24 protein-coding genes are annotated in these 25687 nt (G+C 61.1%); 9 read left to right on the top strand and 15 right to left on the bottom strand.

Annotated elements, in window-relative coordinates:
• Positions 1-203: 203 nt before the first annotated feature.
• The 7 genes from QQJ98_RS04465 to QQJ98_RS04435 all read right to left on the bottom strand — a co-directional run bounded on the left by QQJ98_RS04465 (position 204) and on the right by QQJ98_RS04435 (position 6323).
• On the bottom strand, positions 204-1010 hold the full coding sequence (locus tag QQJ98_RS04465) for an ABC transporter permease (RefSeq protein WP_284324122.1): 807 nt from the start codon (positions 1008-1010) through the stop codon (positions 204-206).
• Entirely contained in the window at positions 1000-1932 is a 933-nt protein-coding gene (locus QQJ98_RS04460) for an ABC transporter permease (protein WP_284324121.1), read from the bottom strand. Before QQJ98_RS04460 ends, QQJ98_RS04465 begins: the two co-directional genes overlap by 11 nt.
• Positions 1933-2044: 112 nt before the next feature.
• The gene (locus tag QQJ98_RS04455; protein ID WP_284324120.1) at positions 2045-3043 is read right to left on the bottom strand and encodes an ABC transporter ATP-binding protein; all 999 of its coding nucleotides are present in this window, start codon (positions 3041-3043) and stop codon (positions 2045-2047) included.
• Positions 3044-3129: 86 nt separating this feature from the next.
• On the bottom strand, positions 3130-4296 hold the full coding sequence (locus QQJ98_RS04450) for an ABC transporter substrate-binding protein (protein WP_284324119.1): 1167 nt from the start codon (positions 4294-4296) through the stop codon (positions 3130-3132).
• A gap of 163 nt (positions 4297-4459) precedes the next feature.
• Positions 4460-4891 carry a GAF domain-containing protein gene (locus tag QQJ98_RS04445; RefSeq protein WP_284324118.1) on the bottom strand — a complete coding sequence of 144 codons (432 nt, stop codon included), beginning with the start codon at positions 4889-4891 and terminating at the stop codon, positions 4460-4462.
• Positions 4888-5997: an HPP family protein gene (locus QQJ98_RS04440; protein WP_284324117.1), complete on the bottom strand. Its 1110-nt coding sequence runs from the start codon at positions 5995-5997 to the stop codon at positions 4888-4890. The genes QQJ98_RS04445 and QQJ98_RS04440 overlap by 4 nt, the downstream gene beginning before the upstream one ends.
• A complete protein-coding gene (locus tag QQJ98_RS04435; protein ID WP_284324116.1) occupies positions 5985-6323 on the bottom strand; it encodes a hypothetical protein in 339 nt (112 codons plus the stop codon). The genes QQJ98_RS04440 and QQJ98_RS04435 overlap by 13 nt, the downstream gene beginning before the upstream one ends.
• Before the next feature lie 383 nt (positions 6324-6706).
• Here QQJ98_RS04435 and QQJ98_RS04430 point away from each other — a divergent pair, with 383 nt between their 5' ends.
• The gene (locus QQJ98_RS04430) at positions 6707-6946 is read left to right on the top strand and encodes a hypothetical protein (RefSeq protein WP_284324115.1); all 240 of its coding nucleotides are present in this window, start codon (positions 6707-6709) and stop codon (positions 6944-6946) included.
• 155 nt (positions 6947-7101) lie between these two features.
• Here QQJ98_RS04430 and holA read toward each other — a convergent pair whose 3' ends face one another.
• The 4 genes from holA to QQJ98_RS04410 form a co-directional block, all read right to left on the bottom strand.
• On the bottom strand, positions 7102-8115 hold the full coding sequence (holA, locus tag QQJ98_RS04425) for a DNA polymerase III subunit delta (RefSeq protein WP_284324114.1): 1014 nt from the start codon (positions 8113-8115) through the stop codon (positions 7102-7104).
• On the bottom strand, positions 8112-8606 hold the full coding sequence (gene lptE, locus QQJ98_RS04420) for an LPS assembly lipoprotein LptE (protein WP_284324113.1): 495 nt from the start codon (positions 8604-8606) through the stop codon (positions 8112-8114). Before lptE ends, holA begins: the two co-directional genes overlap by 4 nt.
• Positions 8607-8699: 93 nt before the next feature.
• Complete coding sequence (gene leuS, locus QQJ98_RS04415; RefSeq protein ID WP_284324112.1) at positions 8700-11336, bottom strand: leucine--tRNA ligase; 2637 nt, start codon at positions 11334-11336, stop codon at positions 8700-8702.
• Positions 11337-11501: 165 nt separating this feature from the next.
• Positions 11502-12008 carry a DUF3576 domain-containing protein gene (locus tag QQJ98_RS04410; RefSeq protein ID WP_284324111.1) on the bottom strand — a complete coding sequence of 169 codons (507 nt, stop codon included), beginning with the start codon at positions 12006-12008 and terminating at the stop codon, positions 11502-11504.
• Between the two features lie 445 nt (positions 12009-12453).
• On the opposite strand from QQJ98_RS04410, the gene QQJ98_RS04405 reads away from it, so the two are divergent.
• On the top strand, positions 12454-13347 hold the full coding sequence (locus QQJ98_RS04405; RefSeq protein ID WP_284324110.1) for a porin: 894 nt from the start codon (positions 12454-12456) through the stop codon (positions 13345-13347).
• 98 nt (positions 13348-13445) lie between these two features.
• Positions 13446-14111 (top strand): YggS family pyridoxal phosphate-dependent enzyme, encoded by a 666-nt coding sequence (locus tag QQJ98_RS04400; RefSeq protein WP_284324598.1) that lies wholly within the window; start codon positions 13446-13448, stop codon positions 14109-14111.
• On the opposite strand, the gene QQJ98_RS04395 is transcribed toward QQJ98_RS04400, so the two are convergent.
• The 3 genes from QQJ98_RS04395 to ribA form a co-directional block, all read right to left on the bottom strand.
• The gene (locus QQJ98_RS04395; RefSeq protein ID WP_284324109.1) at positions 14108-15979 is read right to left on the bottom strand and encodes an alpha-amylase family protein; all 1872 of its coding nucleotides are present in this window, start codon (positions 15977-15979) and stop codon (positions 14108-14110) included. The two genes, QQJ98_RS04400 and QQJ98_RS04395, sit on opposite strands and share 4 nt — an antisense overlap.
• A 141-nt stretch (positions 15980-16120) precedes the next feature.
• The gene (locus tag QQJ98_RS04390; protein ID WP_284324108.1) at positions 16121-16621 is read right to left on the bottom strand and encodes a L,D-transpeptidase family protein; all 501 of its coding nucleotides are present in this window, start codon (positions 16619-16621) and stop codon (positions 16121-16123) included.
• A complete protein-coding gene (gene ribA / locus QQJ98_RS04385; RefSeq protein ID WP_284324107.1) occupies positions 16618-17703 on the bottom strand; it encodes a GTP cyclohydrolase II in 1086 nt (361 codons plus the stop codon). Before ribA ends, QQJ98_RS04390 begins: the two co-directional genes overlap by 4 nt.
• A 151-nt stretch (positions 17704-17854) precedes the next feature.
• Between ribA and QQJ98_RS04380 the strand changes: the two genes are divergently transcribed.
• Positions 17855-18541, top strand: coding sequence for a response regulator transcription factor (locus QQJ98_RS04380; RefSeq protein ID WP_284324106.1), 687 nt, complete (start codon positions 17855-17857; stop codon positions 18539-18541).
• 226 nt (positions 18542-18767) lie between these two features.
• On the opposite strand, the gene QQJ98_RS04375 is transcribed toward QQJ98_RS04380, so the two are convergent.
• Positions 18768-19991 carry an MFS transporter gene (locus QQJ98_RS04375; RefSeq protein WP_284324105.1) on the bottom strand — a complete coding sequence of 408 codons (1224 nt, stop codon included), beginning with the start codon at positions 19989-19991 and terminating at the stop codon, positions 18768-18770.
• A 187-nt stretch (positions 19992-20178) separates the two neighbouring features.
• Here QQJ98_RS04375 and QQJ98_RS04370 point away from each other — a divergent pair, with 187 nt between their 5' ends.
• From QQJ98_RS04370 to QQJ98_RS04350, 5 genes are all read left to right on the top strand, one after another.
• Positions 20179-20706, top strand: a complete 528-nt coding sequence (locus tag QQJ98_RS04370) for a hypothetical protein (protein ID WP_284324104.1) — start codon at positions 20179-20181, stop codon at positions 20704-20706.
• Between the two features lie 12 nt (positions 20707-20718).
• Positions 20719-21984: an imelysin family protein gene (locus QQJ98_RS04365; RefSeq protein WP_284324103.1), complete on the top strand. Its 1266-nt coding sequence runs from the start codon at positions 20719-20721 to the stop codon at positions 21982-21984.
• Positions 21985-22185: 201 nt separating this feature from the next.
• On the top strand, positions 22186-23625 hold the full coding sequence (locus tag QQJ98_RS04360) for a di-heme oxidoreductase family protein (RefSeq protein WP_431307797.1): 1440 nt from the start codon (positions 22186-22188) through the stop codon (positions 23623-23625).
• A gap of 2 nt (positions 23626-23627) precedes the next feature.
• The gene (locus QQJ98_RS04355; protein ID WP_284324101.1) at positions 23628-24614 is read left to right on the top strand and encodes an imelysin family protein; all 987 of its coding nucleotides are present in this window, start codon (positions 23628-23630) and stop codon (positions 24612-24614) included.
• A gap of 1 nt (position 24615) precedes the next feature.
• Positions 24616-25686: a DUF1513 domain-containing protein gene (locus QQJ98_RS04350; RefSeq protein ID WP_284324100.1), complete on the top strand. Its 1071-nt coding sequence runs from the start codon at positions 24616-24618 to the stop codon at positions 25684-25686.
• The last annotated feature ends 1 nt before the right edge of the window (position 25687 follow it).

The raw sequence follows: 25687 nt of genomic DNA, 5'->3' as shown, positions 1-25687 counted from the left end.
CCCCGGACTTGCCCCGGGGCCTCTGCCCAGCCCAAACGATGCCAGAGTCCCCTGATCAAGTCCGGAGTGGCTTGCTGATTGGGTGGAAGGCGCGCTGATGCGGCGCGCTTAGCGGTGCCGCATCAGAGCTATGAGCCTACCGCAGAGGTCGGTTGGACCGTATCTGCCTTATATTCTATCTTTCCGGCGAAAATGCGGCAGCGTTATTTGCCCGAACCCGCAGTCTCTGATCCGTTGCGGGTCAAGTAATAGGCCAGCAAGATCGGGAAGAAAGTGGCGGCGAACACCACCATGGCGACGACATTGGTGACGGGGCGTTGGCGCGGGCGGATCAGTTCCTCCAGCATCCAGATCGGCAGGGTAGATTGCTGGCCTGCGGTGAAGGTGGTGACGATCACCTCGTCAAACGACAGCGCGAAGGCGAGCATACCGCCTGCCAGCAAAGCGGTGCCAAGGTTCGGCAGCAGGATATAGCGGAAGGTTTGAAACGCATTGGCGCCAAGGTCTGCAGAGGCTTCTAGCACGCCACCGGACAGGCGGCGAAAGCGGGCGACGGCGTTGTTATAGACAATGACGATGCAAAAGGTGGCATGGCCAAGGATGATGGTCAGGGTCGAGAATGGAATATCCATCAGGCCGAACGCCGAGCGCAAGGACATGCCAGTGATCACGCCGGGCAGGGCGATGGGCAGGATGATCAGCAGGCTTATTTGCTCGCGCCCGAAGAACCGCGCTTGCGCCATGGCGGCAGAAATCAACGTGCCAAGCACCATCGCCAGCGCTGTGGCCGCTGTGGCCACTTTCACCGACAGGGCCAGCGCTTCCCAGATATCGGGCCTGTTCCACGCCACACTGAACCAGTGCAGGGTCAGGCCGGGGGGTGGGAAGGCATAGGTGCGCTCTTCGGTGGTGAAGGCATAGAGGAAAATCAGCAGGATCGGCAAATGCAGAAACAACAAGCCACCGATGGCTGCAATTTTTAGCGAAAGCGGGGCTTGGTCAGAGCGCATCGAAAGCTCCGGCGCGTTTTGCGAGGCTGAGATAGATCAGCATGATCACTATGGGGATTACCGCGAACGCGGCGGCAAGCGGGGTGTTCCCAGCAGTGCCTTGCAGCTGATACACCGCCATGCCGATGAAATTGGCCGAATTTCCGACGATCTGCGGGATGATGTAATCGCCCATCGTCAGCGAAAAGGTAAAGATCGACCCGGCGATGATGCCTGGCAGCGCAAGCGGGATGATAACGGTACGGAAGGTTTGCGCGCGGGTGGCGCCGAGGTCTTGGGAGGCTTCCAGCATCGAGGTCGGCACCCGCTCTAACGACGCCTGCATCGGCAGGATCATGAACGGCAGCCAGACATAGGTGAACACCAGAAACATACCGATATAGCTGGTCGACAGCGAATTGCCGCCAATACCCGGCAGCGCAAGTGCGGCATCCAGTAGGAAATTGGTATGGGTCTGCGTGGCGGCCCACGTCAGGATGCCTTCCTTGGCAAGGATCAACTTCCACGCATAGACTTTGACAAGGTAAGACGACCACAGCGGCAGCATGATGCCCAAATAGAACACCGCCTTCCAGCGGCCTTTGGCATAGCGGGCGGCGTAATAGGCGATTGGAAACGCAAGGATCACCGAGCCTAGGGTGACGGTCGCGGACATGATCAGCGTGCGCAGAATGATGTCATAGTTCTGCGGTCGCAGCAGTTCTGCATAGGTTTTCAGGGTGAACTCGGGCACCACCATGCCGGAGAACTCGTCGATCGAATAGAAAGATTGCAGCAGAAGGGCGGCCAGCGACCCAAGATAGATCACCCCAAGCCAAAGCAAAGGCGGGGTGATCAGCAGCGCCAACAAAAGCTTGGGCTTGCGCCAGAACAAGGTGGTCAGCCGGTCGGCCAGCGATTTGGCGGGCAGGACGGCACTCATCGCGCGCATCTCTTGGATTTGCTCTTTTTGAAATACTCCCGCCGGAGGCTTCGGGTGCCGCTACGGGAGCCTCCGGCGGGGATATTTAGAAAACGAATGAAACCGGCGGCCATTACACTTCATCCATGATGTGCAAAGCAGCCGGGGCAAAGCCAAGCTGGATTTGCGCGCCGGGTTCGGGCAGTGGGCTGCCTGCTGGCAGGATGGCGGCGATGTCTTGGCCTTGGGTGGTGATGGCAACACGGTGGCCGGAGCCGAGGTAGCGCAAAGAGGTGACAGTGCCTTGCAGCGGCCCGCTTGGGTCAAGGTGCAGGGATTCGGGGCGCAAGCTGGACCATTTGGCCGGGCCGCCGAGGTTTTGGGTCAGGGCGGGTGGCAGCACGTTGGAAGAGCCTACGAAATCAGCCACAAAGCGGGTTTTCGGTTGCGCATAGATTTGCGCTGGGGTGCCGATCTGAGCGATCTTGCCATCGTTGAACACGGCAAGGCTATCGGCCATCGACAACGCCTCGTGCTGATCATGGGTGACGAAAACAAAGGTGATGCCAAGGCGCTGTTGCAGGGATTTCAGTTCGTCCTGCATGGCTTCGCGAAGCTTCAGATCCAGCGCGCCAAGCGGTTCATCCAGCAGCAAAACTTTGGGTTCATTCACCAATGCGCGGGCGAGGGCGACGCGTTGGCGCTGGCCCCCGGAAAGCTGACCGGGCTTGCGGCTGCCGTAAGCGTCAAGATGCACAAGGGCGAGCATTTCTTCGGCCTTGGCATAGCGTTGGGCCTTGGCCATGCCCTTGACCATCAGGCCATAGGCGACGTTATCGCGCACGTTCATATGCGGGAACAGGGCGTAATCCTGGAACACGGTGTTGACGTTGCGCAGATGCGGCGGGGTGTTGGAGACATTTTCGCCAAAGATGCAAATCTCACCCGCTGTGGGGGATTCAAAGCCCGAGATCAGCCGCAAGCAGGTGGTTTTGCCTGACCCTGATGGCCCAAGCATGGCAAAAAATGCGCCCTCGGCTATGGTCAGATCGACGCTGTCCACGGCTTTCACGGGGGCAGAACTGGGGCCGAAATGGCGGGAAACGCTGCGAAATTCTACGGCTGCGGGCATGAACGATAGGCCTTTATCCGGCAAGGCGGCAAGAGGGTAGGGTGCGTGATGTCACGCACCCTTTGAGGCAAGGTCACAGGCCAAGTTTACCGGCCGCCGATCACGCCGATGTAATCCGACACCCAGCGGTAGTAGGGCACGCAAGCGCCTTCGCCTTGCGAACAATTGGCGACAGGCGTGGTCCAGAACCGGATTTTATCGAAGTTGTCCAAGCCGTTGGCAGTGCAGCCTTCAGCCGTCTGCATCCCCGATTTGTCGGTGCAAGCCGCTGGCACCACCGGATTGCCGCCAAACCAGACCGACAGATCCGATTGCAGGTTAGAGCTTAGCGTATGCTCCATCCACTTATAGGCGCAATTTGGGTTTGCCGCATCGGTGGCCAGCATGGTGGTATCGGCCCAGCCCGTCGCACCCTCCTCGGGGATCGTCGAGGCAATCGGAAGCTTTTCTGATTGCAACAGGCCAACTTGGAACGGCCAAGAGCCAGAGGCGACCACACCCTCGTTCTTGAAATCATCCATCTGGATAAAGGCGTCGTGCCAGTAGCGGCTGACCAGCGTGCGTTGGACGCGCAGCAGGTCCAGTGCCGCCTTGTATTGCTCTTCGTTCAACTCGTAGGGCGAGGTGATTTTCAGCTCGGGCTTGTGGAACATCAGGTATTGCGCGGCATCGGCAATGTGGATCGGGCCATCATAAGCCTGCACGCGGCCTTCGTTCGACTTGCCGTCGGGCAGGTCCATTTTCTCAAACACCACGTTCCACGACTTCGGCGCTTCTTTGAACACATCGGTGTTATACATCAACACGTTAGGACCCCAAAGATAGGGGGTGCCATAGTGGGTGCCATCGACGGTATGCCATTTGGCATCCACCAGACGCGGGTCGATTTTTGACCAGCTGGGGATCAGCGCGGTGTTGATCGGCTGCACCCGTTTGCCTGCGATCAGGCGCAGCGAGGCATCGCCCGAAGCGGTGACAACGTCAAAGCCGCCCTCGTTCATCAAGGCCACCATCTCATCCGAGGTATTGGCGGTTTTGACAGCAACTTTGCAGCCGCTGGCGGCTTCAAATTTCGTCACCCAGTCGAAGGCTTTGTCGGTTTCGCCGCGCTCGATATAGCCGGCCCAAGCGACGATGTTCAGCTGGCCTTCCCCCGCGCCCACTTCGGTCATCTGGGCGAAAGCGGGGGTGATGGCGGTGGCAAGGCTGGCCAAAACGGCGGCAGCGGCGGCAGTTTTACGGGTTTTGGTCATCGAAAGCTCCCTGTGATTGAGCGAAAGCCGGGTTCCCGGTCTTGGCATCACGGTAGCGGGGTGGTGTTGTTTGGCAATGAAAAATTAGCGACGACGCGCAGATTTTTGATCAAACGATAAGGCTTGCGGTCGGGTGGGGGGCTGCCCCACCCCTAGGCAATGCTTAGCCTTTGGCCATTTCTGCGGCGAGGGCTGCGTGGTTCTGTTGGACAAGCGCTTGATAAGCCGCCAGTTTTTCGGGGGTAAAGTGATGCTCTTCGGCCAGCAGATTGACAGTGCCCAGCACCGCACCGCCGTCCACCAGCGGGATGTTGATGCAAGAGCCAAGGCCAAGCGAGCTGATCAGCGCGTGGTCGAAGAAATATTTTGCAAACTCGGGCGTGGTGTTGGCGACAAAGGTTTGCTGACCGGTGATGCAGAAGTCATACCAGCCATCGCGGGTCAGCGGCTTGGTGCCGGAGACAGGATATTCCACCGGATGCGAGGTATAGGCGCGGCGGGCGACATCAAGCGTAAGGTCTTGCACCGTCACGGTAAACAGCCGGGTGCCAAGGGCGGCGCAAGCGGCGTGAAGGGTGTCGTAGACTTGGGTCATTGCAGGCTCCTGAAAGGGTCAGTTGGCATGTGGCCGGACAGCAACGCGATCATGTCCGAGCGGGTGATCAGGCCGACAAGCGTCGTGCCTTCGAGCACCGGGATGGCTTGTTGACCGCCATCTGCCAGCCATGAAATCAGCTGCGCGAGTGGGGTTTGCGGGGTGGCTGTGACGGTGTTTGCATCTGCCAGCATGGCTGCGGTCAGGCCGGGATCGGCGCGGCCAACAAGGGCGGATTGTGACACCAGACCGCCGAAGCTGCCGTCAGGATTGCGGATCGGCAGGGTCTTGAAGCGGTGGCTGCGGAAGCTTTCGGCAAGCGCTGGCAGGGGGGTATCAGGGCTGACGCTGATGATGTCGCGCGACATCATTTGCGCGGCGGTGATCGGGCCAAAAAGGCTGGCATTGGCCTCGGTTTCGGCGGTTTCGATCAGGCGGGCAAGGTCTTCGACGCCAAGGTTGGCGCTAAGACGCAATCGGGTCAGGGTGGCGGCAAGCACTTGGTGCGACGGCATAAAACGGCGATCTTGGGCGGGGTCTTTGGTGCCGTGCGGGGTGGGGGTGGGGCTAAGCCGGAATGGGTAGCGCCGACCTGTTGCTTGGTTCCAAATCACGCCAAGCCCGACCAGTGCAATGCTGCCGCTGGCGACGGGAAGCAGCAGATAGTGCAGGCCCGGCAGGGCCTCGGGGTGGGCAGAAAGCACGGTTGCAAGCGCGACTGCGCCGGCGGGGGGATGCATGGCGCGCAAGCTGGCCATGGCGAGCATTGCGAGCATCACCGCAAGGGCTGCGGTGGGCAGCATTGGCAGGTTGGCGTGCAGGATCAGGATGGCGCAGAGGGCGGCGGCGGTGTTGCCCAGGACCACCGCCCAAGGCTGCGCCATCGGGCTGTTTGGCACGGCAAAAATCAGGAACGCCGATGCGCCGAACGGGGCGATCAGGGCGGGGTGGGTCATCAGGCTGGTCGTGGGATTCAGCAGCCACAGCACCACGGCGGTGAGGGCGAGGCCAAGGGCTGCACCCAAGCTTGCGCGCAATGCCTCGGTGGGCGTCGGGGCTGGCATCGAGGGGCCAAGGCTGTGCAGAATTTGCCTTAGGCGGTCCATGTGGCACCTGCGAGCAGGATCAGGCCCGGTTCTGGGGTTGGCAGTGCTGGTGGATCGGCTTGCCAGAAGAACAGCCGGACATGCGCGGGCAGCTTTGCCGCATCGGTATCGGCGAGAATCTGGTAGTGCATCTGAAAGCCTTCGAGCAGTAAACCCTCGGCATAAAAGGGAATTTCCTCGGCCTCTAGCAGGGCATCTGTGCCTTGCTGAGGCTCCCATTCGGCGTCTGCGGCCCAGATCACCTCGGCTTCGACCTCGGGGTGTTTGAGGGCGAGTTTGCTGAGTGGGGCGAGGAAGGTTTCGATGGGTGTGGTGGTGTTGGGCATGGGGGCCTGCTTTGTTCGCTTTGGGTTGAAGCAGGTAGGGGAGACTTGGTCAAGGTCGCTGAAGTGGCAAGCCGGGGGTGAGGCTTTCGGCGATAGGTGGGTTTCGAGAGGGGAGAGGGGGGATTAAGGGGGGTGAGGGTGATCGGGGGTGTGGTCTGGGCAAGCCATTGAGAACGCATTGTTAATCGGCGGATTTATCAAAGGTTAATAACCCAGAAACCGTATGGAAAAGGGCCATATAGCGGCCATAGAGTTTTCCAGTGGTGCAGGCGGCGGGCGGTGTTAACCGTGTTTGCGAATCGGGTGGGGATTTCCGCCCTTGGCGCGCGGCCGTGCGGGTGATCTGGTGTGGTGGTGATGACCGAAGAAATTCCGCGCCCGCTTTGGCTACCCAAACATTTGTTGTCACGCCCGGCGTATTGGCGGAGGGTGCGGCGGGTGGCACTGTCGGTGGCTTTGTTGATCTGGGCGGTGGCGGTGTTTTGGCCTGCGCCGAGGCTGGTGGAGCTGCGCGGGATGATGTTTGTCGCATTAGCTTTGGTGGCGCTGCCGTTTGGTTTGGTTTGGCCTATGGCATCGCGGCAATGGTGATGGCCGACGATGTCAGGCGTTTCAATCTGTAGAAATTACCCTGTTTAGCCTATCCGCAAGCATGTCGCGGCCTTGGGCACGCATGAGGCCCCGGATCAAGTCCGGGGCGGCTTGGGAATTGGTGGTCGGGCGGCTTGGGGATTGGTGGTTAGCTGGCTTGGGGATTGGTGGTTAGCCGACTTGGTGGTTAGCGCTTCATCATCGCCAATCGGATCAGCGCGCGTTCCATCACTGCCATTGCGGGGGCGCGCGAGGTCGAGCGCAGGGTGAGGTCGGTTTCCAGCAAGAGGCCAAGCGCGTCTTCAAGGCGTATCATGCCCCAAGTGCTGGCCTGCCGCTGCATCGCGTCGCGGCGGGGGCCGAAGATGCGGGCCTTCATGATGCCCGAAGCGATGCCGCCGGGGTCAGAGGCGGCGATATGCAAGCTGCGGAAATGGCGGAGTGCGCCGATGCAGATAGTGACGGGCAGGATGCCTTGGCCTTCAAGACGGCGCAGCAGCGGGCCGATCAGGCTGGCATTTTGATCTGCAGCGGCGGCGATCAGATCATCGACCTCGGCCTCTATCGTGGCGGGGGCAAGGGCGTGGATTTCGTCGGGGGTCAGCGGCGTGGGGTCTTGGTATTTGTAGAGCGCGATCTTTTCCAAGGTCTGGCGGAAATCGCCGGGATCCAGCGCGCGGGCAAGGGTGGTGAGATCAGCCATCGCCGAAGGCGCAAAGTTCTTCAGGCCAGCTTTGGCGAGTTCGGCTTCGATTTCCTCGCGCGTCGGCGGGTCGTCATAAAGGCCGATGCTGACGGCGTTCAGATGCTTTTCAAACAGGGTTTTCAGGGTGGATTTGCCTGTCAGATTGCCAGCCGTCACCACAATCTGCGCATCACCCGCGCGCCAGTCTTGCAGGGTGGCGGCGACGGAAGCGGTCAGACCGTCGGTCGCGTCCTCTAGAAAGGCCACGCGCGGGCCGGGGAAAAAGCCGATCTCGCGGCTGGCATCGGTCAGCAGGCTGGGGGATTTGCGCAGATCGCCTGCTTGGATGCGGGTCAGGCGCATCTCGGATTCGCCTTGCGGGCCGATCAGCGCGGCGATGGCTTCTTGCCGTTTCAGCGCGACGCGCATGGTGTCGGCGCCAAAGATCAGCAGGCCCGCGCGGTTGGTGTCGGGCTTGGCGCAATATTGGCTGGCGGCAAGCCCGGTGAGCTTCATTGGTTCCAGACGCCAGATGTCGCCAACAACCTTGCGGTGATCTGGTCGGCAAGAATCCGCATCAAACGGCGGGCGGCGTCTTCTTGCGCTGCAAGGCCTGCGACGGTGGACCCGATGGCAGAGTAAGAGGTGAAGCTGGTGACTTGCCCCCCGGTGACGCGGGCATCAGTGGCGCGGTTGATCAGCGCCCAGTCGATGACGCCGTTCAGATTATAGCGGGTGATGGCGTTGTCGGGGGTGATGCCGACGCCAACGGCGGTGGTTTTGATGGTGTAGGTCAGGTTGAAGCGTTGGTTTTGCGGGCGGCCCAAGCGTTCTTCAAGCCGCTCGACCAGATCGAAGGCGTTTTTGTCTGTGGGGTCGGCGACCCGGATGCTGGTCTGGATGCCCTGCGCCGGGCCGTTTGGGCCGTAAGCGGGTGTGAAGCCGCAGGCCACGAGCGCCAGCGGTGTCAGCAGGAACAGGCGGCGGTTCGGGCGTGTTGCGTTCATTGAAACTGACCTTTTCCATTGCGAACCTGAGGCAGCGCTTGCACCGCAACCGCGTTCAGGTTCGCAATGAAAGGCATTTTAATGCAGCACGCTTTAAATGACGACATTGATGATGCGCCCCGGCACAACGATGATCTTCTTCACAGGCGCACCTGCAAGGAATTTGACCACAGCTTCATCCGCCAGCGCGATTTTTTCAACCTCGGATGCAGGCATGTCTTTTGGCACGCTGATTTCCGCACGGCGTTTGCCGTTGATCTGGATCGGCAGGGTGACGGTATCGTCGACCAGCAGCGCCGGGTCGGCCTTTGGCCACGGGGCGGTGGCGCAAAGGCCCGCGCCGCCCTGATAGGTCCAGATCGATTCGGCGATATGCGGGGTCATCGGGCACATCAGTTGCGCGAGCGTGCGGATGGCCTGCTTCATCGCGGGGGTTGAGCCGTTGGCTTTGGCCAGCGTGTTGGTCAGGCCGTAAAGCGCCGCGATGGCCTTGTTGAAGGCAAAGGTTTCGATGGCGCGGGTGATCTCATCCACGGCTTTGGCAGTGGCTTTGGCAATCTCGGCATCGCCCTCGCCTGCGTGGTCGGCGGGCATGTCGCCGATGCGCGAACACAGGGCCCAGACGCGCGACAGATGTTTGAAGGTGGCTTCAGCGCCCGAGGCTGTCCATTCCACATCGCGCTCTGGCGGAGAGTCGGACATCACGAACCAGCGGGCGGTATCGGCACCGAAGGCTTCGATGATGTTCATCGGATCGACGACGTTTTTCTTCGATTTCGACATTTTGGCAGAGGGGATGACTTCGACCAGCGCACCCTCGTCGTTCAGGCCCTGCATCCATGCGTTGATGTCGGGGATCATATCTGGGTCGGGCGGGGCCACATCGCCCAGCACGGTGACGCGGCGGTCGCCGACGGTGAAGGTGGTGACATCTTCGGGCAGATGATAGATCGGGCGGCCTGCGGCGTCGGTGGTTTTGTAAATCTCATGCGTCACCATGCCTTGGGTGAACAAAGCGTTGAACGGCTCGATGGCTTTGGCGGGCAGATGGCCGGTGGCGTGCATGGCGCGGGCGAAGAAGCGGGAATAGAGCAGGTGCAGAATCGCATGCTCGATACCGCCGATGTATTGATCGACGTTCATCCAGTAGTCGGCATCTTCGGCGATGGTGGGGGTGGTCGCATGCGGGGCAGTGAAGCGGGCGTAATACCAGCTGCTATCGACGAACGTATCCATCGTGTCGGTTTCGCGCCGCGCATCGGCACCGCACTGCGGGCAGGTGCACTGCCGCCAGGTCGGGTGACGGTCCAGCGGGTTGCCGGGGATGTCAAAGCTGACATCATCGGGAAGACGGACAGGCAGGTTTTCTTTCTTTTCCGCCACCACACCGCAGGCGTCGCAATGGATCACCGGGATCGGGCAGCCCCAGTAGCGCTGGCGGCTGATGCCCCAATCGCGCAGGCGGTAGTTTGTCACACCGCGACCAATGCCACGGGATTCGCACTCGGCGATGGCGGCGGCGATGGCGTCTTCGCCGGTTTGCAGATCATTGCCAGCGAAACCGCGGATATACTGCACACGCTCGGATTTCATCGGGACAAAGGGTTCGTCCAGATCGGCCTCCTCGGCACCTTCCGGCACGAAAACCACCGGGATCGGCAGGCCGTATTTGGTGGCAAATTCAAAATCGCGAGCGTCATGCGCGGGGCAGCCGAAAATCGCGCCGGTGCCGTAATCCATCAGGATGAAATTGGCGATATAGACCGGAAGTTCGACAGAGTTATCAAACGGATGCAGCACGCGGATGCCGGTATCCATGCCGATCTTTTCCGCCGTCTCCATCGCCTCGGCGGTGGTGCCGCCCTTGCGACATTCGGCGGTGAACTCTGCCACAGCCGGGTCGTGACGCTCCAGATGTTTGGCCAAGGGGTGATCGGCGGCGATGGCCGCAAACGACGCGCCCAGCAGGGTATCGGGGCGGGTGGTGTACACCTCAAGCCGATCAAAGCCCTCGGGGGCGCCGGTGGTGGTGAAGGCAAATTGCAGGCCGCGCGATTGGCCGATCCAGTTCGCCTGCATCACGCGGACCTTTTCAGGCCAATCCTTCAAGCCGTCCAAAGCCGACAGCAATTCCGCCGAATAATCGCTGATCTTGAAGAACCACTGCGTAAGTTCCCGCCGCACCACAGGGGCGTTCGAGCGCCAGCCCTTGCCGTCGATCACCTGTTCATTGGCGAGAACGGTCATATCGACCGGATCCCAATTCACCACTGCATTCTTGCGATACACCAAACCCTTGGCCATCATGTCGATGAACATGGCCTGCTGCTGGCCGTAATATTCCGGGTCGCAGGTGGCAAATTCGCGGGACCAGTCGATGCTGAGACCCAAGGGCTTCATCTGGGCGCGCATGTCGGCGATGTTGCCGTAAGTCCATTCCTTGGGATGGCCGCCCCGCTCCATCGCGGCGTTCTCGGCGGGCATGCCGAAGGCATCCCAACCCATCGGATGCAGCACGCTAAAGCCCTGCGCGGCCTTATAGCGCGCCACAACATCGCCCATCGTATAGTTGCGCACATGGCCCATATGGATGCGGCCTGACGGATAGGGGAACATCTCCAAAACGTAGTACTTCGGCTTGGCCGGATCGCGCCGCGCCTTGAAGGTCTCGGCCGCGTCCCAAGCCGCTTGCCATTTCGACTCGATGGTTTTGGGTTCATAGCGCGACATATCAGGCCCCTCAGGCTAGTTCCTTGGCGCGAATACACTGGCTTGGGGGGCAAGGTCCAGCCTGCCCTCATCCTCTGTGCGCAAATATCCCGGTGTGCGCAGAGGTTGCTGCGCAGAAGCGAAGATACGCCGCAGCAGCGGAGGGCTCGCCCCCAATTCCGCAGCTTAGAGTTTGGAGTCCTGAATCCGCAGCTGACGCGCACGGGTCAGGATCGCATCTTCCACCGCGCGGATGGTTTCGGGCGAGACAGCACCGCCGCCACTGCCCTGCATCGCGATCTTCAGGCTGCGCGCATCCAAGGCCGGATCCTGCACATAGATCGTCGCGCGCACAGAGCGGCCACCACCCGGAGGCGTGCCATAGCCCGTGACGATCACACCCGAAAACGGGTCCACCGATTCGATGGGCAGGAAGTTCAGCACATCAAGGCTGGCGTTCCAAAGGTACTTATTGACCTCGACCGTGGTGTTGGGATTGTCCGATTTGCGGAACAACTGGCCGATGCCGGTTTTACGGCCCTTTGCCTCATCCCGGTTCTCACGCGACAACTGGGCTTGCGTGGCTTCGCTATAAGGGCGGTTGCCAAGCGCGCCACAGGCGGAAATCCCGGTCAAAAGCGCGGCCATCAAGCCGAAATTCACCGCTTTACCCATGATACGACGCAAGATCATCCGGTTTCCCCATGCCAACCTGTCGCTGTTTATACTGACAGCTTGCGCAGTGCCAAGGCTTTTCCACCCAGATGCAGGGTTTCCAGCCATGCCGCGCGTATAGGCCTCGCACAACTGGCCACACTATAAGGTGCCTTGCCCTAGATATCGTGGATTATACCAGACGCGATCAAGTCTGTCCCCGCGGGGACAGATTGAGCCATGAAGCAGCGGGTTTGGCCAAAGTGCCGCGCGCACCAAAGATGTGAAACTGCCCGGCTTTGCGCCAAAGCCAGTGTCTTGGCGCCGGAAAGCACTGTGGCAAGCGTGCATCACCGCAGGGGCGATTGGCCGGATTGGTGCGCTTCCCGTTGCAATCAGACCCGTGGAGGAGGAAAACAGCGCCATACCTGCTTCAGGCTTGCTTGAGTATGGTCGCGTCTTTGAGAAAAAACGAGGAAACACGATGAAAAAAATTCTTCTCTCCACCACCCTGCTGGCTCTGACCGCTGGTGCAGCTGCTGCAGAAGTGACCATGAGCGGTACCGGCCGTTTCGGTCTGGTTTACGACGAAACCGCAGCTGTTGAAACCCAACTGGCTTACCGTCTGCGTATCAACGTGAACGCAAAGTTCGAAGCTGACAACGGCGTCACCTACGGTGGTCGTATCCGCTTCCAAGACGATGGCTCGGCAGGCGAAGCTTACTTCTCGCCAGCAATGCTGTACGTTGAAGCTTCGGGCGTCCGCGTCGAAGTTGGTAACGCCAACACCGCAATCGACTCGGTTGCTCTGATGTACAACCCGGAAATCGGCTTCACCGAATCGTCGTTCGGCGATCCGCAAGGCGCGTTCTACTCGTTCTCCAGCGGCGGCTACGATGTTGACCGCGTTGGTATCTACGCAGCTTACTCGTACTCGGGTGTGAACCTGAAGGCTTCGTACATCAAGTCGAACCAAGACGATCCGAACTCGGTTGACGAATCGTCGATCGCTGCTGACTACACCTTCGGCCAAGTTACCCTGGCAGCTGCTTACGCTGACCAAGGCGCTGGCATCGAAGGCAACTACATCACCTTCGTTGGCGCAGCTTATGCAATCAACGACGTTGCTAACGTTGGCTTGAACTACAACGACAACGGCCTGTCCGTTCTGGGCAAAACCATCACCCTGTACGGCAACTACAACATCAACGGCATCACCGTTGCTGGCTATGTTTCCGACTCGGACACCGATGGTGCTGACACCGCTTACGGTCTGGGCGCTGCCTACGACCTCGGCGGCGCGACCTTGGCTGGCGCTGTTCACTCGAGCTTCACCGGCGATATGTCGGCTGACCTCGGCGTGCGTATGTCGTTCTGATCTTAACCGATCAAACGTTATGGAAAGAGCGGGCCTTGTGCCCGCTCTTTTCTTTTGTGCAAGGCTGTGGCCAAGTGCCGTCAAAACAGGGGGCTGGCATGGCGTTGCAGGAAATTCTAGCGCGGATGCGCGCGGCAGAGGCGTTGGCCGGACGGGCAGCGGGTTCGGCGCAATTGATTGCGGTCAGCAAAGTGCAGCCCGACGCACGGGTGCGCGCTGTGCTATTGGAAGGCCATCGGCTGTTTGGCGAGAATTACGTGCAGGAAGCCGCTGGCAAATGGCCGGGGTTTCGGGCGGAGTTTGACGCGCCGCCGGGGTCTTTGCGCGTGCATATGATCGGCCCGCTGCAAACCAACAAAGCCAAACAAGCGATGGACGTGTTCGACGCGATTCACACGGTAGATCGGGCATCCTTGGCCGAAAAGCTGGCTAAGCTCGCGCAAGCGCGCGGGGCGTGTCCAGAGTTGTTCGTGCAGGTGAATACCGGGTTCGAACCGCAGAAGGCCGGAGTTCTGCCAGATGCGCTGGATGATTTCATTGCCACCTGTCGCAAGATGGATCTCGGCCTTGCCGGGCTGATGTGTATTCCACCCGAAGCTGAGGATTCAGCGCCGCATTTCGCCATGCTTGCCGGGATGGCCGCGCGCAATGGGCTGACAGGTCTTTCCATGGGGATGAGCGGTGATTTTGAAGCCGCAATCGCGGCGGGCGCGACGCATGTGCGGGTCGGCTCGGCGCTTTTCGGCGCGCGGGCTTACACTTAGGTCAGCCACACGCGCGCATAGGGTGGCAGCGCCAGATAATCACCATGCAGCGTCACGATCTGATCCGACAAAGCGTCGTGCCAATGCGTGATGCCCTGCGCTTGCAACCAACCGCCCGCGACATGCTGCCAATGCTGCGAAAAGTTGAACAGGCAGAGAATCGGCCCGGTCGGCGCACCACGTTTCACCACGAACAGCGTTGGGTTATCAATCGGCACGATCTGGACCGGGTTTGCGCCATGCAGCCCCGGCGTCGCGCGCCTGCGGGCAAGGATGGTTTGGGTGCCAAGGAAACATTGCGAGGCGGCCGAGACGCCCGAGTGCCGATCCGCCGCCTGCGCCCAATCCATCCGGGGGCGGTGTATCCAGCGGCTGTCATGCGCATGAGCGGGATCGGCGCGGTAGCTGTGGTCGTTCAGCATCGCCAACTCGTCGCCCATGTAAATCAACGGGATGCCGCCAAAGGCCGCGATCAGGGCGTGGCCCAGCAAGATGCGCTGAACGGCCATCTCGCGGTCGTGCGGGTCGCTGGCTTCCAGCCCGGCAAGCGAGGCAAAGCTGCCGGAAATCCGTTTGTCGCCCGTCGCCTCATTGACCTGAAACGGCGTGCCTTGCGCGAAGCTGCCGGGAAAGCCGCCTTCGTAGAAATCTGACAGAAAGCGGCGGTGGGCGCGGCCGTTCAAGCCAACGGCGGCGGCATCTTCATCGGTGATCGCCCAGCCGATATCGTCGTGGCAGCGGATATAGGTGGCATAGGTCGCGTTGGTCAGCCGATCCGGAAAGTGGGCGGACAGCACATGCGTCATCAATCGGGTGTCGCGGGTCGCCATTGCGCTGAAGAATTGCACCATCAAAGAGTTGTGATAGGCCAGATTGCCCTCGCGCCCGTCATGTTTGCCGCGACCAAGGTAGGGCAGCATTTCTTGTGGCGAGACGATGGCCTCTTCCAAATGGATCACCGCTGGCGCTGCTATGCGGCAACAAGCGCGCAGGGCTTGCAGCAGCATATGCACCTCGGGTTCCGACTGGCAGCGGGTGCCGAGGCGTTTCCACATGAAAGCCACCGCATCAAGGCGCAGCACATCAACGCCAGTGTTGGCGAGATGCAGCATGATCTTGGTAATTTCCAGGAAAACCTTTGGGTTAGACCAGTTCAGATCCCATTGGTGTTCGTTAAAGGTGGTCCAGACCCATTTGCCGAAATCGGGGTAATGGGTGAAATTGCCGGGGGCATTGTCGGGGAAAACCTCGACCAGGGTTTTGGCATAGGCATTTGGCTGGTCGGGGGTGTCGAACATCCAATACAGGTCTTGCGCCGATTTGTCGCCAGCCGCTGCGGCCTGTGCCCAAGCGTGTTCTTTCGCGGTGTGGTTCAGCACAAGGTCGATACAGAGCGAGATGCCGCGCTGGCGCAGGGCGGTTGAAACCGCTTTGAAATCATCGAGCGTGCCGTAATCCGGGTTGATATTGCGGTAATCCATCACCGAATATCCGCCATCAGAATCGCCGGGGCGGGGCGTGAGGCAGGGCATGAAATGGACGTAGGTGATCCCAAGATCCTCGAGATAGTCGAGGTGATCAAGCACGCCGCGCAGGTTTCCGGCAAAGCGGTCGATGTAGAAGACATAACCCGCCATATCGGCGCGTTGGAACCAATCAGGCTCCAGATCCCGCTTTAGATCCAAGAGTTTAAGATCGGCTGGGCGGTCGCGCCAGCCTTCGGCAAGGGCGGCTTTCAGATCGGTGCAGAATTCAGCAAAGCTGGGGTGTGTGCCGTAAAGCTGTTCCAGCATCGGCCACAGATCAGGGGCAGACCGGGCCATGCGCAGGGTGAAAATCTGGTCGTCTGGTTTTGCAGCTTTGGCCATCTTATCCCCCCGATTTGGGGCCAGAATAGGCTGCTCGAACCGCTTTGGGAAGTCTGGAGGCGGTTTGCGTTTATGTTGAATGAGGATCCGCGCGAAGGACTGGGCGTTTTCTGATCTGGTTCCACCAAAACGCCAACCCCCTTACCGCACGATGAGGCGGCTTTCGGGGCGCAAGCGGTTTGCGATCCAGAGCAGGCTGTGACGCGACAGGCCAATGCAACCTGCGGTCGGGTGGCTGGGGCTGCGCCATGTGTGGATGAAGATGGCGGACCCTGCGCCGGGGGTGGGGTCGTCCCAGTTCCAATCGGTGATCAGGATCAGATCATATTGCGGGTCTGAACGGGTCAGCTGCTCGTGGCTGTAAGGGTAGGGCGCGCGAACGAGTTGGTTATAGTCGAAATCGTTGGGATCGTCGGACCACAGATCACCGGGGCGGATGGGCACGGCCCATTTTGGCACGGCGGTTTTGGCGATGCGGTCGGGGCGGTAGAGTGCGCCCACGATGCGGTGCGCGCCCACGGGGGTGCCGCCGTCGCCTTCGTGTTTATCCGCCGTGATGCCGCCGCGCCCGATGGTGCAGGGGAAGCGGCGGTTTTGGAACAGCAAGCCGGTTGGGGTCAGGATCAGGTCACTGGATTTCATAGCAGATGCCCGGATTTGGCTGCTTTCGTGGCGAGATAGCCGCGATTTTGCGCGGTTTGACCGACGTGCAGCGGCACACGCTCGGTCACTTGCAATCCGCAGGCTTGCAGCATGGTGATTTTCTTGGGGTTGTTGGTCAGCAGGCGGACTTGGGAAAAGCCCATGGTTTGCAGGATTTCGGCACCAATGCGGAAATCGCGTTCGTCATCTTCAAAGCCGAGGCGATGGTTGGCTTCGACTGTGTCAAAGCCCTGATCCTGCAACGAATAGGCGCGCATCTTATTGGCAAGACCGATGCCGCGACCTTCTTGGTTCAGATAGAGCAGCACGCCTGCGCCCTCATGCCCCATCTGCGCGAGGGCAGCGTGCAGTTGCGGTCCGCAGTCACATTTCAGGCTGCCCAAAACGTCACCGGTAAAGCAGGCAGAGTGCAGACGGGCGAGGACGGGTTTGTCGCGGTCAGGGCGGCCGACTTCGATGGCGTAATGCTCTGCACTGCCATCGTCGGGGCGGAAGATGTGCAGACGCCCGGCCTGTGCGGCGGCCATTGGCAGGCGGGCCGAGATCACCGGCGCGAGCGGGGCAAGGCGATCAAGGTCGGCGCAATCGGTGTTGGCGAGCAGGGTCAGGTTGTTGCGGGCGGCGAGGGTCAGGGCATCCGTCACTGGCACCAGCAGCATCGCAGGCAGCAGTTGCGCGGATTTTGCCAGTGCGATCGCGGTGCGGTGCAGCGTGGCGGGGCCATCGCGCAGGGCCACCAGCGGGCCTTTCATCGGCACGTTCAGATCATCTGCGGGGTCCGCGACAGCGCGCAGCCAGCGCAGATCGGCCTCGGCGGGGACGCGCAGGCGGGCGAGGTCGCTGTCGTAGGGGATCGCTTTCAGAGTTTCGGCCCGGCGCGCTGTCAGCGCCAGTTCGGGCTGGCCTTGGGCGCGCAGGGCGGCAAGACGGGCCTCGGTCAGTTCTTCGACCGCGGCGCAGAGCATGGCTTGGCCGCCACCTGTCAGCACAATGGCCAGCCCAAGCCGCAGATCAGCGCGGGCGCGGGCAAGGATTTCGGGGGTGGAGGGGCTGAGACTCATGCGGGATACATAGGCGAAACGGTAGCGGATTGAAACATTCGCCGCGCCTGTGACACGACCGCGTGAGACGATTGTAGCAAATCTTGCCGGAACCGAAGGCGGGGCGCATGTGTTTGTGCAAGAGCGAACGGCTCGGCTGATGGAGGCTCGAATGGCTACTTTGCGGAAGATTTTGCTGGTTGATGACGATGACGATTTGCGCGAAGCGCTGAGCGAACAACTGGTGATGACCGAAGATTTCGACGTGTTTGAGGGCCGCAATGGTGCCGAAGGCATGGAGAAGGTCAAGGCGGGGCTGTTTGATCTGGTGATTTTGGACGTTGGTTTGCCGGATACCGATGGCCGCGAATTGTGCCGCCGGATGCGCAAGGCCGGGGTGAAATGCCCGATCATGATGCTGACGGGGCATGACACGGACAGTGACACGATCTTGGGTCTTGATTCGGGGGCCAATGATTATGTGACCAAGCCGTTCAAATTTCCGGTGCTATTGGCGCGGATCCGGGCACAATTGCGCACGCATGAACAGTCGGAAGACGCGGTGTTCCAGATGGGGCCGTATACATTCAAACCGGCACAGAAAATGCTGGTCGATGCGAAGGACAAGAAGGTGCGGTTGACTGAAAAGGAAACCAACATCCTGAAGTTCCTGTATCGCGCGCAGCAAGGTGTTGTGGCTCGTGATGTGCTGCTGCACGAGGTTTGGGGCTATAACGCCGGGGTGACCACCCATACGTTGGAAACCCATATCTACCGCTTGCGCCAGAAGATCGAGTCTGACCCCAGCAATGCGCGGCTGCTGGTGACGGAAAATGGCGGCTACAAGCTGGTGGCCTAAGGCGGAAACCAGCTGACCCAAGGTAAGGATTTCGTCACTTACGGGTCTTATTGTTGCCTGATTGGATGGTTATCTATTGGTTCAGGCTAAACGGCGCCCTCCCCGCCCGGCGGCCAAAAGTTCCCCTTGCTGTGTCGGGGTTATGACACAGCACCCTCCCTGTTGGACCTGGCCGGGCCTTGTGCCCGGCCTTTTTTTATCTTGAGATCAGCGCAGGTGCAGAAGATCAGCGCAGGTGCAGGCGGGCGGCGGCGTAAATTGTCAGCGTGCCGCCGATGGCCGCTGCGACGGCGTATGGGAGGAGCACAGCTTCGACAGTGCCCCAAGGTGCGGCCCAAGAGATCAGCGCGCCAAAGCTGAACGCCCCAAAGGCGGCGGGGCCGGTGCCGATGAAGCGGAAGGCGGCGTTGACGCGGCCAAGCAAGGGGGCGGGAATGTGGCGTTGGCGGTAGCTGACTTGCGCGATGTTCCACAGCATGCCGAAAAAGCCATCCAGCACCATCGCAATGGCGATCAGCCAAAGGGGCGCTTGCAGGGCCAAGACCAAAGCAGCGCCTGTGAAACCGGCCATGCCCAGCAGGATGGCCGAGCGCGGGCGGATGTGGCGCAGGATGCGCGGGCCGATCAGCGTCGCCGCCAGCCCGCCGCAAGCCGCCAAGGTCAGGAACACGCCGAAGCCAAAAGCATCGAGGCCCAGCACGCGCTGGCTGTAAAGCACCAGCACGGCGGCGAAGCCATAGCCGATGAAGTTGAAACCGCCCAATATAAAGGCCAGTCTGCGCAGAGGCAGGTCATGCCAGAGCCAAAGCATGCCCTCTTTCAGGGCGGCGCGCATCGGCAAATGCGGTGCGGTTTGCACTCGGCGCGGCAGGGTCATGCTGGCGATAAAGCCAATGGCTGCGGCGAGCATTGCGGCTTGGATGCCGAAGGGCAGCGCCACCGATATGCCGATCAACAGCCCGGCGAGCGGGGGGCCGATGAACTGGCCTGCGAGTTGTTCAGCGCTCCACATCGCGCCATTGGCTTGTTCCAGTTGGGTTTTCTCGACAACCGAAGGCGTGAAGGTTTGTGCGGTGTTGTCGCGCAGCACCTCGGCGCTGCCAAGGATGAAGGAGAGTGCCGCCATCACCAGCACGGGCGCGGTGCCGGGGGTTGCGGTCAAGGCCAGACTGAGCAGGGCCAGCGACAGCACAAAGCGCTGGCAATCGGCCCCGATGATCAGGCGGCGGTGATCCACGCGGTCGGTGATCACGCCTGCGGGCAAAGCGAACAGAAACCACGGCAGATGGCGGGCGGTGGCGACAAGGCCGATCAGGAAAGGATCATTGGTCAGGAGGGTGGCAAGCCATGCCACGGCCACCGTGATCAGGCCATCGCCCAGATTGGTTACCGCCGACGAGGCGAACATCAGCCGAAAATTGCGGTTCTTCCAGAGGGCACTTTGGGTCATGGCGGCATGACTGCACGGGCGCATGTGTTGGGTCAAGCGGCGTGGTGCGCAGGCGGGTGGTGCTGATTGCCTAGCAAAAGAATCGGATTTACAATTCATACTAAATCAGTCAGTTAATGTGAAAACGCCTGCCCAAGGTGGCAGCGCTAGGATGCAACACACAGGCTTGAGGGGCAGTCGACAGATCATGAGCTATTCTTGGTTCAAAACATCGAAAGCCAAGGCCACAAGCCCAGCCAATCCATCCCGAGGCGCTGCTGCGGTGGGGGTGTTGGCGGATATGCCGCCGCTGGAGCGTGGCGTTGTGCGCCTGCTGCGGCAGTGGTGCGATGGCGAGGCAGGTCGTATTGCCGTGGCCGAAGAATTCACCGCGATCCTTGGCCCGGAAGTGGCCGCGATCGAGGTCAATCATCTGGCGCACCTGCTCTCGCTGATGGTGCAGATGGGGCGGCGGCCCTTGATGCGGCACCATACCGCTTGCACCTGTCTTGGCGGCGATGAAAGTGCCTTTGCGCAGATGGTGGCGGCTGCCACTGCGGGCGACCGCGAAGATGCGATGGCCTTTGCGCTGACCATGCTGCCGCCCGATGTGGCCTATGAGGCCGTGTTGACGGCTGGCTATGTGGGGCGGGCCACGCTTGATATCATTCACAAACTTTCGGCATACCCTTCGATCCACGGCAATTCCTCTGCCCATCCAACCACGCGTCACTAGGAAAGATCCCATATGCGCCCTGCGTTTTTCACCTTGCTTGCCACCACAGCCGTCGCGGCGGCTGTCCAGCCCGCTTTAGCCGCCGATCCGGCGGCGGTTGCAAAGACCTATGCGGATATCGCAGCGGCGGGCTATGAAGACAGCCTGATCAAAGCCAAAGAGCTGCAAGCAGCGGTGGATGCGCTGATTTCCAGCCCCAGCGACGACAGCCTGAAGGCCGCGCGCGCCGCATGGTTGGCCTCGCGCCCGCCCTATATGCAGACCGAGGCGTTCCGCTTTGGCAATGCGGCGGTGGATGACTGGGAGGGGAAGGTCAACGCCTGGCCGCTGGATGAGGGGCTGATCGACTATGTTGATCCGTCTTATGGCAAGTCGGAAGAGAACGATCTGGCGACGTTGAACGTGATCGCCAATCCGAAATTCGTGATCTCGGGCACCGAGGTCGATGCGACCAAGATCACGCCAGAGCTGATCTCGGGCACGTTGCAAGAAGCGGGGGGCATCGAGGCCAATGTGGCGTCGGGCTATCACGCGGTGGAGTTTCTGTTGTGGGGGCAGGATCTGAACGGCACCGGGCCGGGGGCGGGCAACCGTGCCTTCACCGATTATGCGCAGGGCGAGGCTTGCACCAACGGCAATTGTGATCGCCGGGCGGAGTATCTGAAGGCTGCGACGGATTTGCTGGTGACCGATCTGGCCGATATGGCGCTGCAATGGGCCACGGGCGGCTCTGCGCGCGCGACCATTGAAAGCGACCCCAAGGCGGCTTTGTCGGCGATTTTGACCGGGATGGGCAGCTTGTCTTATGGCGAGGTTGCGGGCCAGCGCATGCGTCTGGGCCTGATGCTGAACGACCCGGAAGAAGAGCATGATTGCTTCTCGGACGACACTGCAGACAGCCATTACTACGACGGCCTTGGCATCCAGAACGTCTATCTTGGCAAATATACCCGGATTGATGGCAGCGTGGTGTCGGGGGCGTCGATTTCCGAACTGGTCGCGGCGGCTGATCCGGCGGTGGATGCTCAGTTGAAGTCAGAACTGGATGCGTCGGTCGCAGCTTTGGGGGCGATCAAAAAGGCATCGGAAGGCGGCATGGCTTACGATCAGATGCTGGCTGCTGGCAACAAAGAGGGTGAAGATTTGGTGATGGCCGGGGTGAACGGTTTGGTCACGCAAACGGCCTCGATCCAGCGCGCGATAACTGTGCTGGGGCTGAGCGGCACCAGCATCGAAGGCTCGGACAGCCTTGATAATCCGTCGGCGGTGTTCCAGTAACGCCTTTGTCAGCGCCTTGTGCTTGCTTTTGGCAGGGATAAGGCGCTGAAACCCATTCTGTGTAGGCAGGTGGCGCAGCGCTTCGCCTTGCACGCGAGCGCTGCGGTGCCAACTGATATAGGGAAGACCCGGATGCGCCGCGTCCTGACGATTGTATTGGCGGTGGCAGGCGGGCCAGCCCTTGCCCAAGGCCCCGAAGATATGCCGTTGCAAGTGATCCCGCGCACGGCGGCCGAGACTGCGCGGATCGCGCGGGTGCTGGCTGCGCCACAGGATTTCAGCAAGGCCGAGATGTTTGAGGCCAAATCGGGTGGAGCTGCCTCGGTGCGGGTGCGGCCCGGAGCGGATGCGTTCTCGCAGTTTTCCGGCAATATGGCGTTTGACCGGCAGATGAATTTCAACCTTGGCAATGCGTTGTTCACCAAGGCTTGGGTGCCGTCGCCGGCCTCGACTTTGGCATCAGACGGGCTGGGGCCGCTGTTCAATGCGCGCGGCTGTCAGGATTGCCATTTGAAAGACGGGCGTGGCCATGTGCCGGGGCCGCAGGAAAGCGCTGTGTCGATGTTTCTGCGGCTGTCGGTGCCGGGGGGCGGCAATCCTGCCGAGATCAAGGATTGGCTGGCGACGCAAGACGAGCCGACCTATGGCGGTCAGTTTCAGGATTTCGCCGCGACCGGGATCGCGTCGGAAGGCCGGATGGTGATTGATTATACTGAGGTGCCGGTGACGCTGGCCGATGGCAGCGTGGTGTCTTTGCGCGCGCCGCGCTATTCTGTGGCCGATCTGGGGTATGGGCCGATGGCGAGCGATGTGATGCTGTCGCCACGCATTGCGCCGCAGATGATCGGCTTGGGGCTGCTGGAAGCGATCCCCGAGGCTGATATTCTGGCGCAGGTCGACGAAGAGGATGCCGATGGTGATGGTATCTCGGGCCGCGCAAGCATGGTTCCGGCTGGCGCTGATGGTGCGCCCATGCTGGGGCGGTTTGGCTTCAAAGGTGGCAAAGCCGCGATCCGCGATCAATCCGCGGCGGCGTTTCAGGGCGATATGGGGCTTTCCACCGCTTTGCACACCGATCCTTGGGGCGATTGCACCGCCGCGCAGACCGCTTGTCGGGCGGCCATCAGCGGGCAAGAGCCCGGCGTGCGCGATGGGCTGGAGGTAGATCACCAAAGCCTTGATCTGGTGACATTTTATGCCCGCAATCTGGGTGTGCCAGAGCGTCGGGGCGTCGATGATCCGCAGATTTTGCGCGGCAAGCAGGTGTTCTATGACAGCGGCTGCACGTCCTGTCATACGCCAAAATATGTCACCGACCGCTTGAAAGATCAGCCCGAGCAGAGCTTTCAGTTGATCTGGCCCTATACCGATCTGTTGCTGCATGACATGGGGCCGGGGCTGGCCGACAACCGCCCCGAGGGCCGTGCGACGGGCAGCGAATGGAAAACTCCGCCACTGTGGGGGATTGGTTTGACGGCGCACGTCTCGGGTCACACCGAGTTTCTGCACGACGGGCGCGCGCGCAATCTGCTGGAAGCGGTGCTGTGGCATGGTGGCGAGGCGCAGGCCAGCCGCGACGCCGTGGTGGCGCTGCCGAAAGACGACCGTGACGCCATCATCGCTTTTCTTGAAAGTTTGTAATCATGCTGCTGCGCCCAATACTGCTTTCGCTGTGCTGTGCTTTGCCGATCTGCGCCACCCCGGCTTTGGCGGATTTTGAGCAGACGGTTTCCGATCATATTCTGCCCGGCTATGCCGATTTTGCGGCGGCGACGCAGGCTTTGTCGGATGAAGCGGCGCAAAACTGCAAGGCTGAGGGGCTGAAGCCGGGCTTCAATGCCGCCTATGATGCTTGGTTGGGCGTGCAGCATTTGCGCTTTGGTCCGGCAGAGGCAGATGGCCATTCGGTGGCGATTGCGTTCTGGCCCGACCCGAAAGGCTCGGGTGCCAAGGCGCAGCGCGGCTTGCTGTTGGGCGATCCGTTGCAATTGACGCCCGCGCATTTTCCCGACCAATCGGTGGCGGCGCGCGGCCTGACCGGGCTGGAGCGTCTGCTGTATCCGGCAGAGCCTTTGCCCGCCGACCCGTGCGATTTGATCCGCGCCACCACGCTGGATCTGGCCCGTATCGCGCATCAGATCAATGAGGCTTGGCTGAACGGCTATGCCAAAACCGTGCTGACGGCTGGTGCGGCGGGCAACACGACTTATCAGACCCGGCCAGAGGTGCGGCAGGTGATGTTTACTCAGATCGTGGCGGGGCTGGAGTTTGACAAAGATCAGCGGCTGGCGCGGCCACTGGGCACGTTCGACAAGCCGCGACCCGAGCGCGCCGAGGCGGTGGCCTCGGGTCGCAGTCTGCGCAACGTCTTGTTGTCGTTGCAAGCTTTGCGCGCGATGGTGGTAACGCTGACCCCGGATGCGCCGCAGACCTTGGCAGGCTTTGACCGCGCCATCACGCAGGCCAAGAGCTTGAATGATCCGGTTTTCGCGGGTGTTGCTACACCCGGAGGACGCCTGAAGGTCGAGATTTTGCAGCAAGCCATCGCGGCGCTGGATATCACGGTGCTGGCCGAGCTTGGGCCTGAATTGGACGTCGGCATCGGCTTTAACGCGGCGGATGGTGACTGACATGGCGACGCGGCGGGCATTTCTGGCGGGGCTGGCCTCTGGCTTGTCGGCGGCCAGCTTGCCGCGGGTGTCTTGGGCCGAGGTCGGCTCGCCAGCCTTTCTGGCGGCGGGTAAACTGGGCGATGACTTTGTGCTGCATGGCCTAAGTGCGGCGGGTGATAGCCTGTTCGAGATTGGCTTACCCGCGCGCGGCCACGCGGCGGCGGCGCATCCGTCACAGGCATTGGCGGTGGCCTTCGCGCGGCGTCCGGGCACCTTTGCCTTGGTGCTGGATTGTCTGACCGGGGTGACGCGGCACCGACTGACCCCACCTGAGGGGCGGCAGTTCAACGGCCATGGCGCGTTTTCGATGGATGGCAGCTTGCTGATGACATCTGAGGTGGTGGCGGAAGGCTCGGCGGGGCGGATTGGGCTGTGGGAGACTGCGGCGTTCACTCGGATCGCTGAATGGGACAGCCACGGCATTGGCCCGCATGATATCAGGCGGTTGGCGGATGGCCGGATCGTGGTGGCGAATGGCGGGATTGAAACCGACCCCGGCGACCGCACCAAGCTGAATGTCGATGTGATGCGACCCAACCTGAGTTTGCTCTCGCCCGAAGGCGCACTGCTGGATCAGGTGGAACTGGAAGACGCGCTGCACCAAAATTCGATCCGGCATCTGGCGCTGCTGGGCGACGGCGTGGCGTTTGCGATGCAGTGGGAAGGCGATCCGTTCGAGCCTGTGGCGCAACTGGGCCTGTGGGTGCCGGGGGCTGCCCCCGTGCTTTGCCCGCCCCCTGATGATCAGGCATATGCGATGAAAGGATATGCAGGCTCGATTGCGGTCAGTAGTGCGAGCGATCTGATCGCGCTGACCTCGGCCCCGGCGGGGGTGGTGATGCTGTTTAATGGGGCAGGGCAATGGCTGGCAACAGATCAGCGCGCCGATGTTTCGGGAGCGGCGGCGGTGGGCGATGACTTGCGGTTGACCGATGGGCAGGGCGGGGTTTGGGGCTATGGTCACGCTGGTTTGATGCCGCTGAGCCGCAACGCGACTTTGTGGGATAACCACTTGATCGCATTGGCTTAAG

Source organism: Cypionkella aquatica (assembly GCF_030161095.1).
GTDB classification, from domain to species: Bacteria; Pseudomonadota; Alphaproteobacteria; order Rhodobacterales; family Rhodobacteraceae; genus Cypionkella; species Cypionkella aquatica.
The sequence above is the reverse complement of the archived record's forward strand: the minus strand, read 5'-3'. Positions and strand labels throughout refer to the sequence as shown.

Bases quoted from the DNA above. Each gene is read 5' to 3' on its own strand.
- QQJ98_RS04465 (WP_284324122.1), bottom strand. From the start codon at position 1,010: ATGCGCTCTGACCAAGCCCCGCTTTCGCTAAAAATTGCAGCCATCGGT.
- QQJ98_RS04460 (WP_284324121.1), bottom strand. From the start codon at position 1,932: ATGAGTGCCGTCCTGCCCGCCAAATCGCTGGCCGACCGGCTGACCACC.
- QQJ98_RS04455 (WP_284324120.1), bottom strand. From the start codon at position 3,043: ATGCCCGCAGCCGTAGAATTTCGCAGCGTTTCCCGCCATTTCGGCCCC.
- QQJ98_RS04450 (WP_284324119.1), bottom strand. From the start codon at position 4,296: ATGACCAAAACCCGTAAAACTGCCGCCGCTGCCGCCGTTTTGGCCAGC.
- QQJ98_RS04445 (WP_284324118.1), bottom strand. From the start codon at position 4,891: ATGACCCAAGTCTACGACACCCTTCACGCCGCTTGCGCCGCCCTTGGC.
- QQJ98_RS04440 (WP_284324117.1), bottom strand. From the start codon at position 5,997: ATGGACCGCCTAAGGCAAATTCTGCACAGCCTTGGCCCCTCGATGCCA.
- QQJ98_RS04435 (WP_284324116.1), bottom strand. From the start codon at position 6,323: ATGCCCAACACCACCACACCCATCGAAACCTTCCTCGCCCCACTCAGC.
- holA (WP_284324114.1), bottom strand. From the start codon at position 8,115: ATGAAGCTCACCGGGCTTGCCGCCAGCCAATATTGCGCCAAGCCCGAC.
- lptE (WP_284324113.1), bottom strand. From the start codon at position 8,606: ATGAACGCAACACGCCCGAACCGCCGCCTGTTCCTGCTGACACCGCTG.
- leuS (WP_284324112.1), bottom strand. From the start codon at position 11,336: ATGTCGCGCTATGAACCCAAAACCATCGAGTCGAAATGGCAAGCGGCT.
- QQJ98_RS04410 (WP_284324111.1), bottom strand. From the start codon at position 12,008: ATGATCTTGCGTCGTATCATGGGTAAAGCGGTGAATTTCGGCTTGATG.
- QQJ98_RS04405 (WP_284324110.1), top strand. From the start codon at position 12,454: ATGAAAAAAATTCTTCTCTCCACCACCCTGCTGGCTCTGACCGCTGGT.
- QQJ98_RS04400 (WP_284324598.1), top strand. From the start codon at position 13,446: ATGGCGTTGCAGGAAATTCTAGCGCGGATGCGCGCGGCAGAGGCGTTG.
- QQJ98_RS04395 (WP_284324109.1), bottom strand. From the start codon at position 15,979: ATGGCCAAAGCTGCAAAACCAGACGACCAGATTTTCACCCTGCGCATG.
- QQJ98_RS04390 (WP_284324108.1), bottom strand. From the start codon at position 16,621: ATGAAATCCAGTGACCTGATCCTGACCCCAACCGGCTTGCTGTTCCAA.
- ribA (WP_284324107.1), bottom strand. From the start codon at position 17,703: ATGAGTCTCAGCCCCTCCACCCCCGAAATCCTTGCCCGCGCCCGCGCT.
- QQJ98_RS04380 (WP_284324106.1), top strand. From the start codon at position 17,855: ATGGCTACTTTGCGGAAGATTTTGCTGGTTGATGACGATGACGATTTG.
- QQJ98_RS04375 (WP_284324105.1), bottom strand. From the start codon at position 19,991: ATGACCCAAAGTGCCCTCTGGAAGAACCGCAATTTTCGGCTGATGTTC.
- QQJ98_RS04370 (WP_284324104.1), top strand. From the start codon at position 20,179: ATGAGCTATTCTTGGTTCAAAACATCGAAAGCCAAGGCCACAAGCCCA.
- QQJ98_RS04365 (WP_284324103.1), top strand. From the start codon at position 20,719: ATGCGCCCTGCGTTTTTCACCTTGCTTGCCACCACAGCCGTCGCGGCG.
- QQJ98_RS04360 (WP_431307797.1), top strand. From the start codon at position 22,186: ATGCCGTTGCAAGTGATCCCGCGCACGGCGGCCGAGACTGCGCGGATC.
- QQJ98_RS04355 (WP_284324101.1), top strand. From the start codon at position 23,628: ATGCTGCTGCGCCCAATACTGCTTTCGCTGTGCTGTGCTTTGCCGATC.
- QQJ98_RS04350 (WP_284324100.1), top strand. From the start codon at position 24,616: ATGGCGACGCGGCGGGCATTTCTGGCGGGGCTGGCCTCTGGCTTGTCG.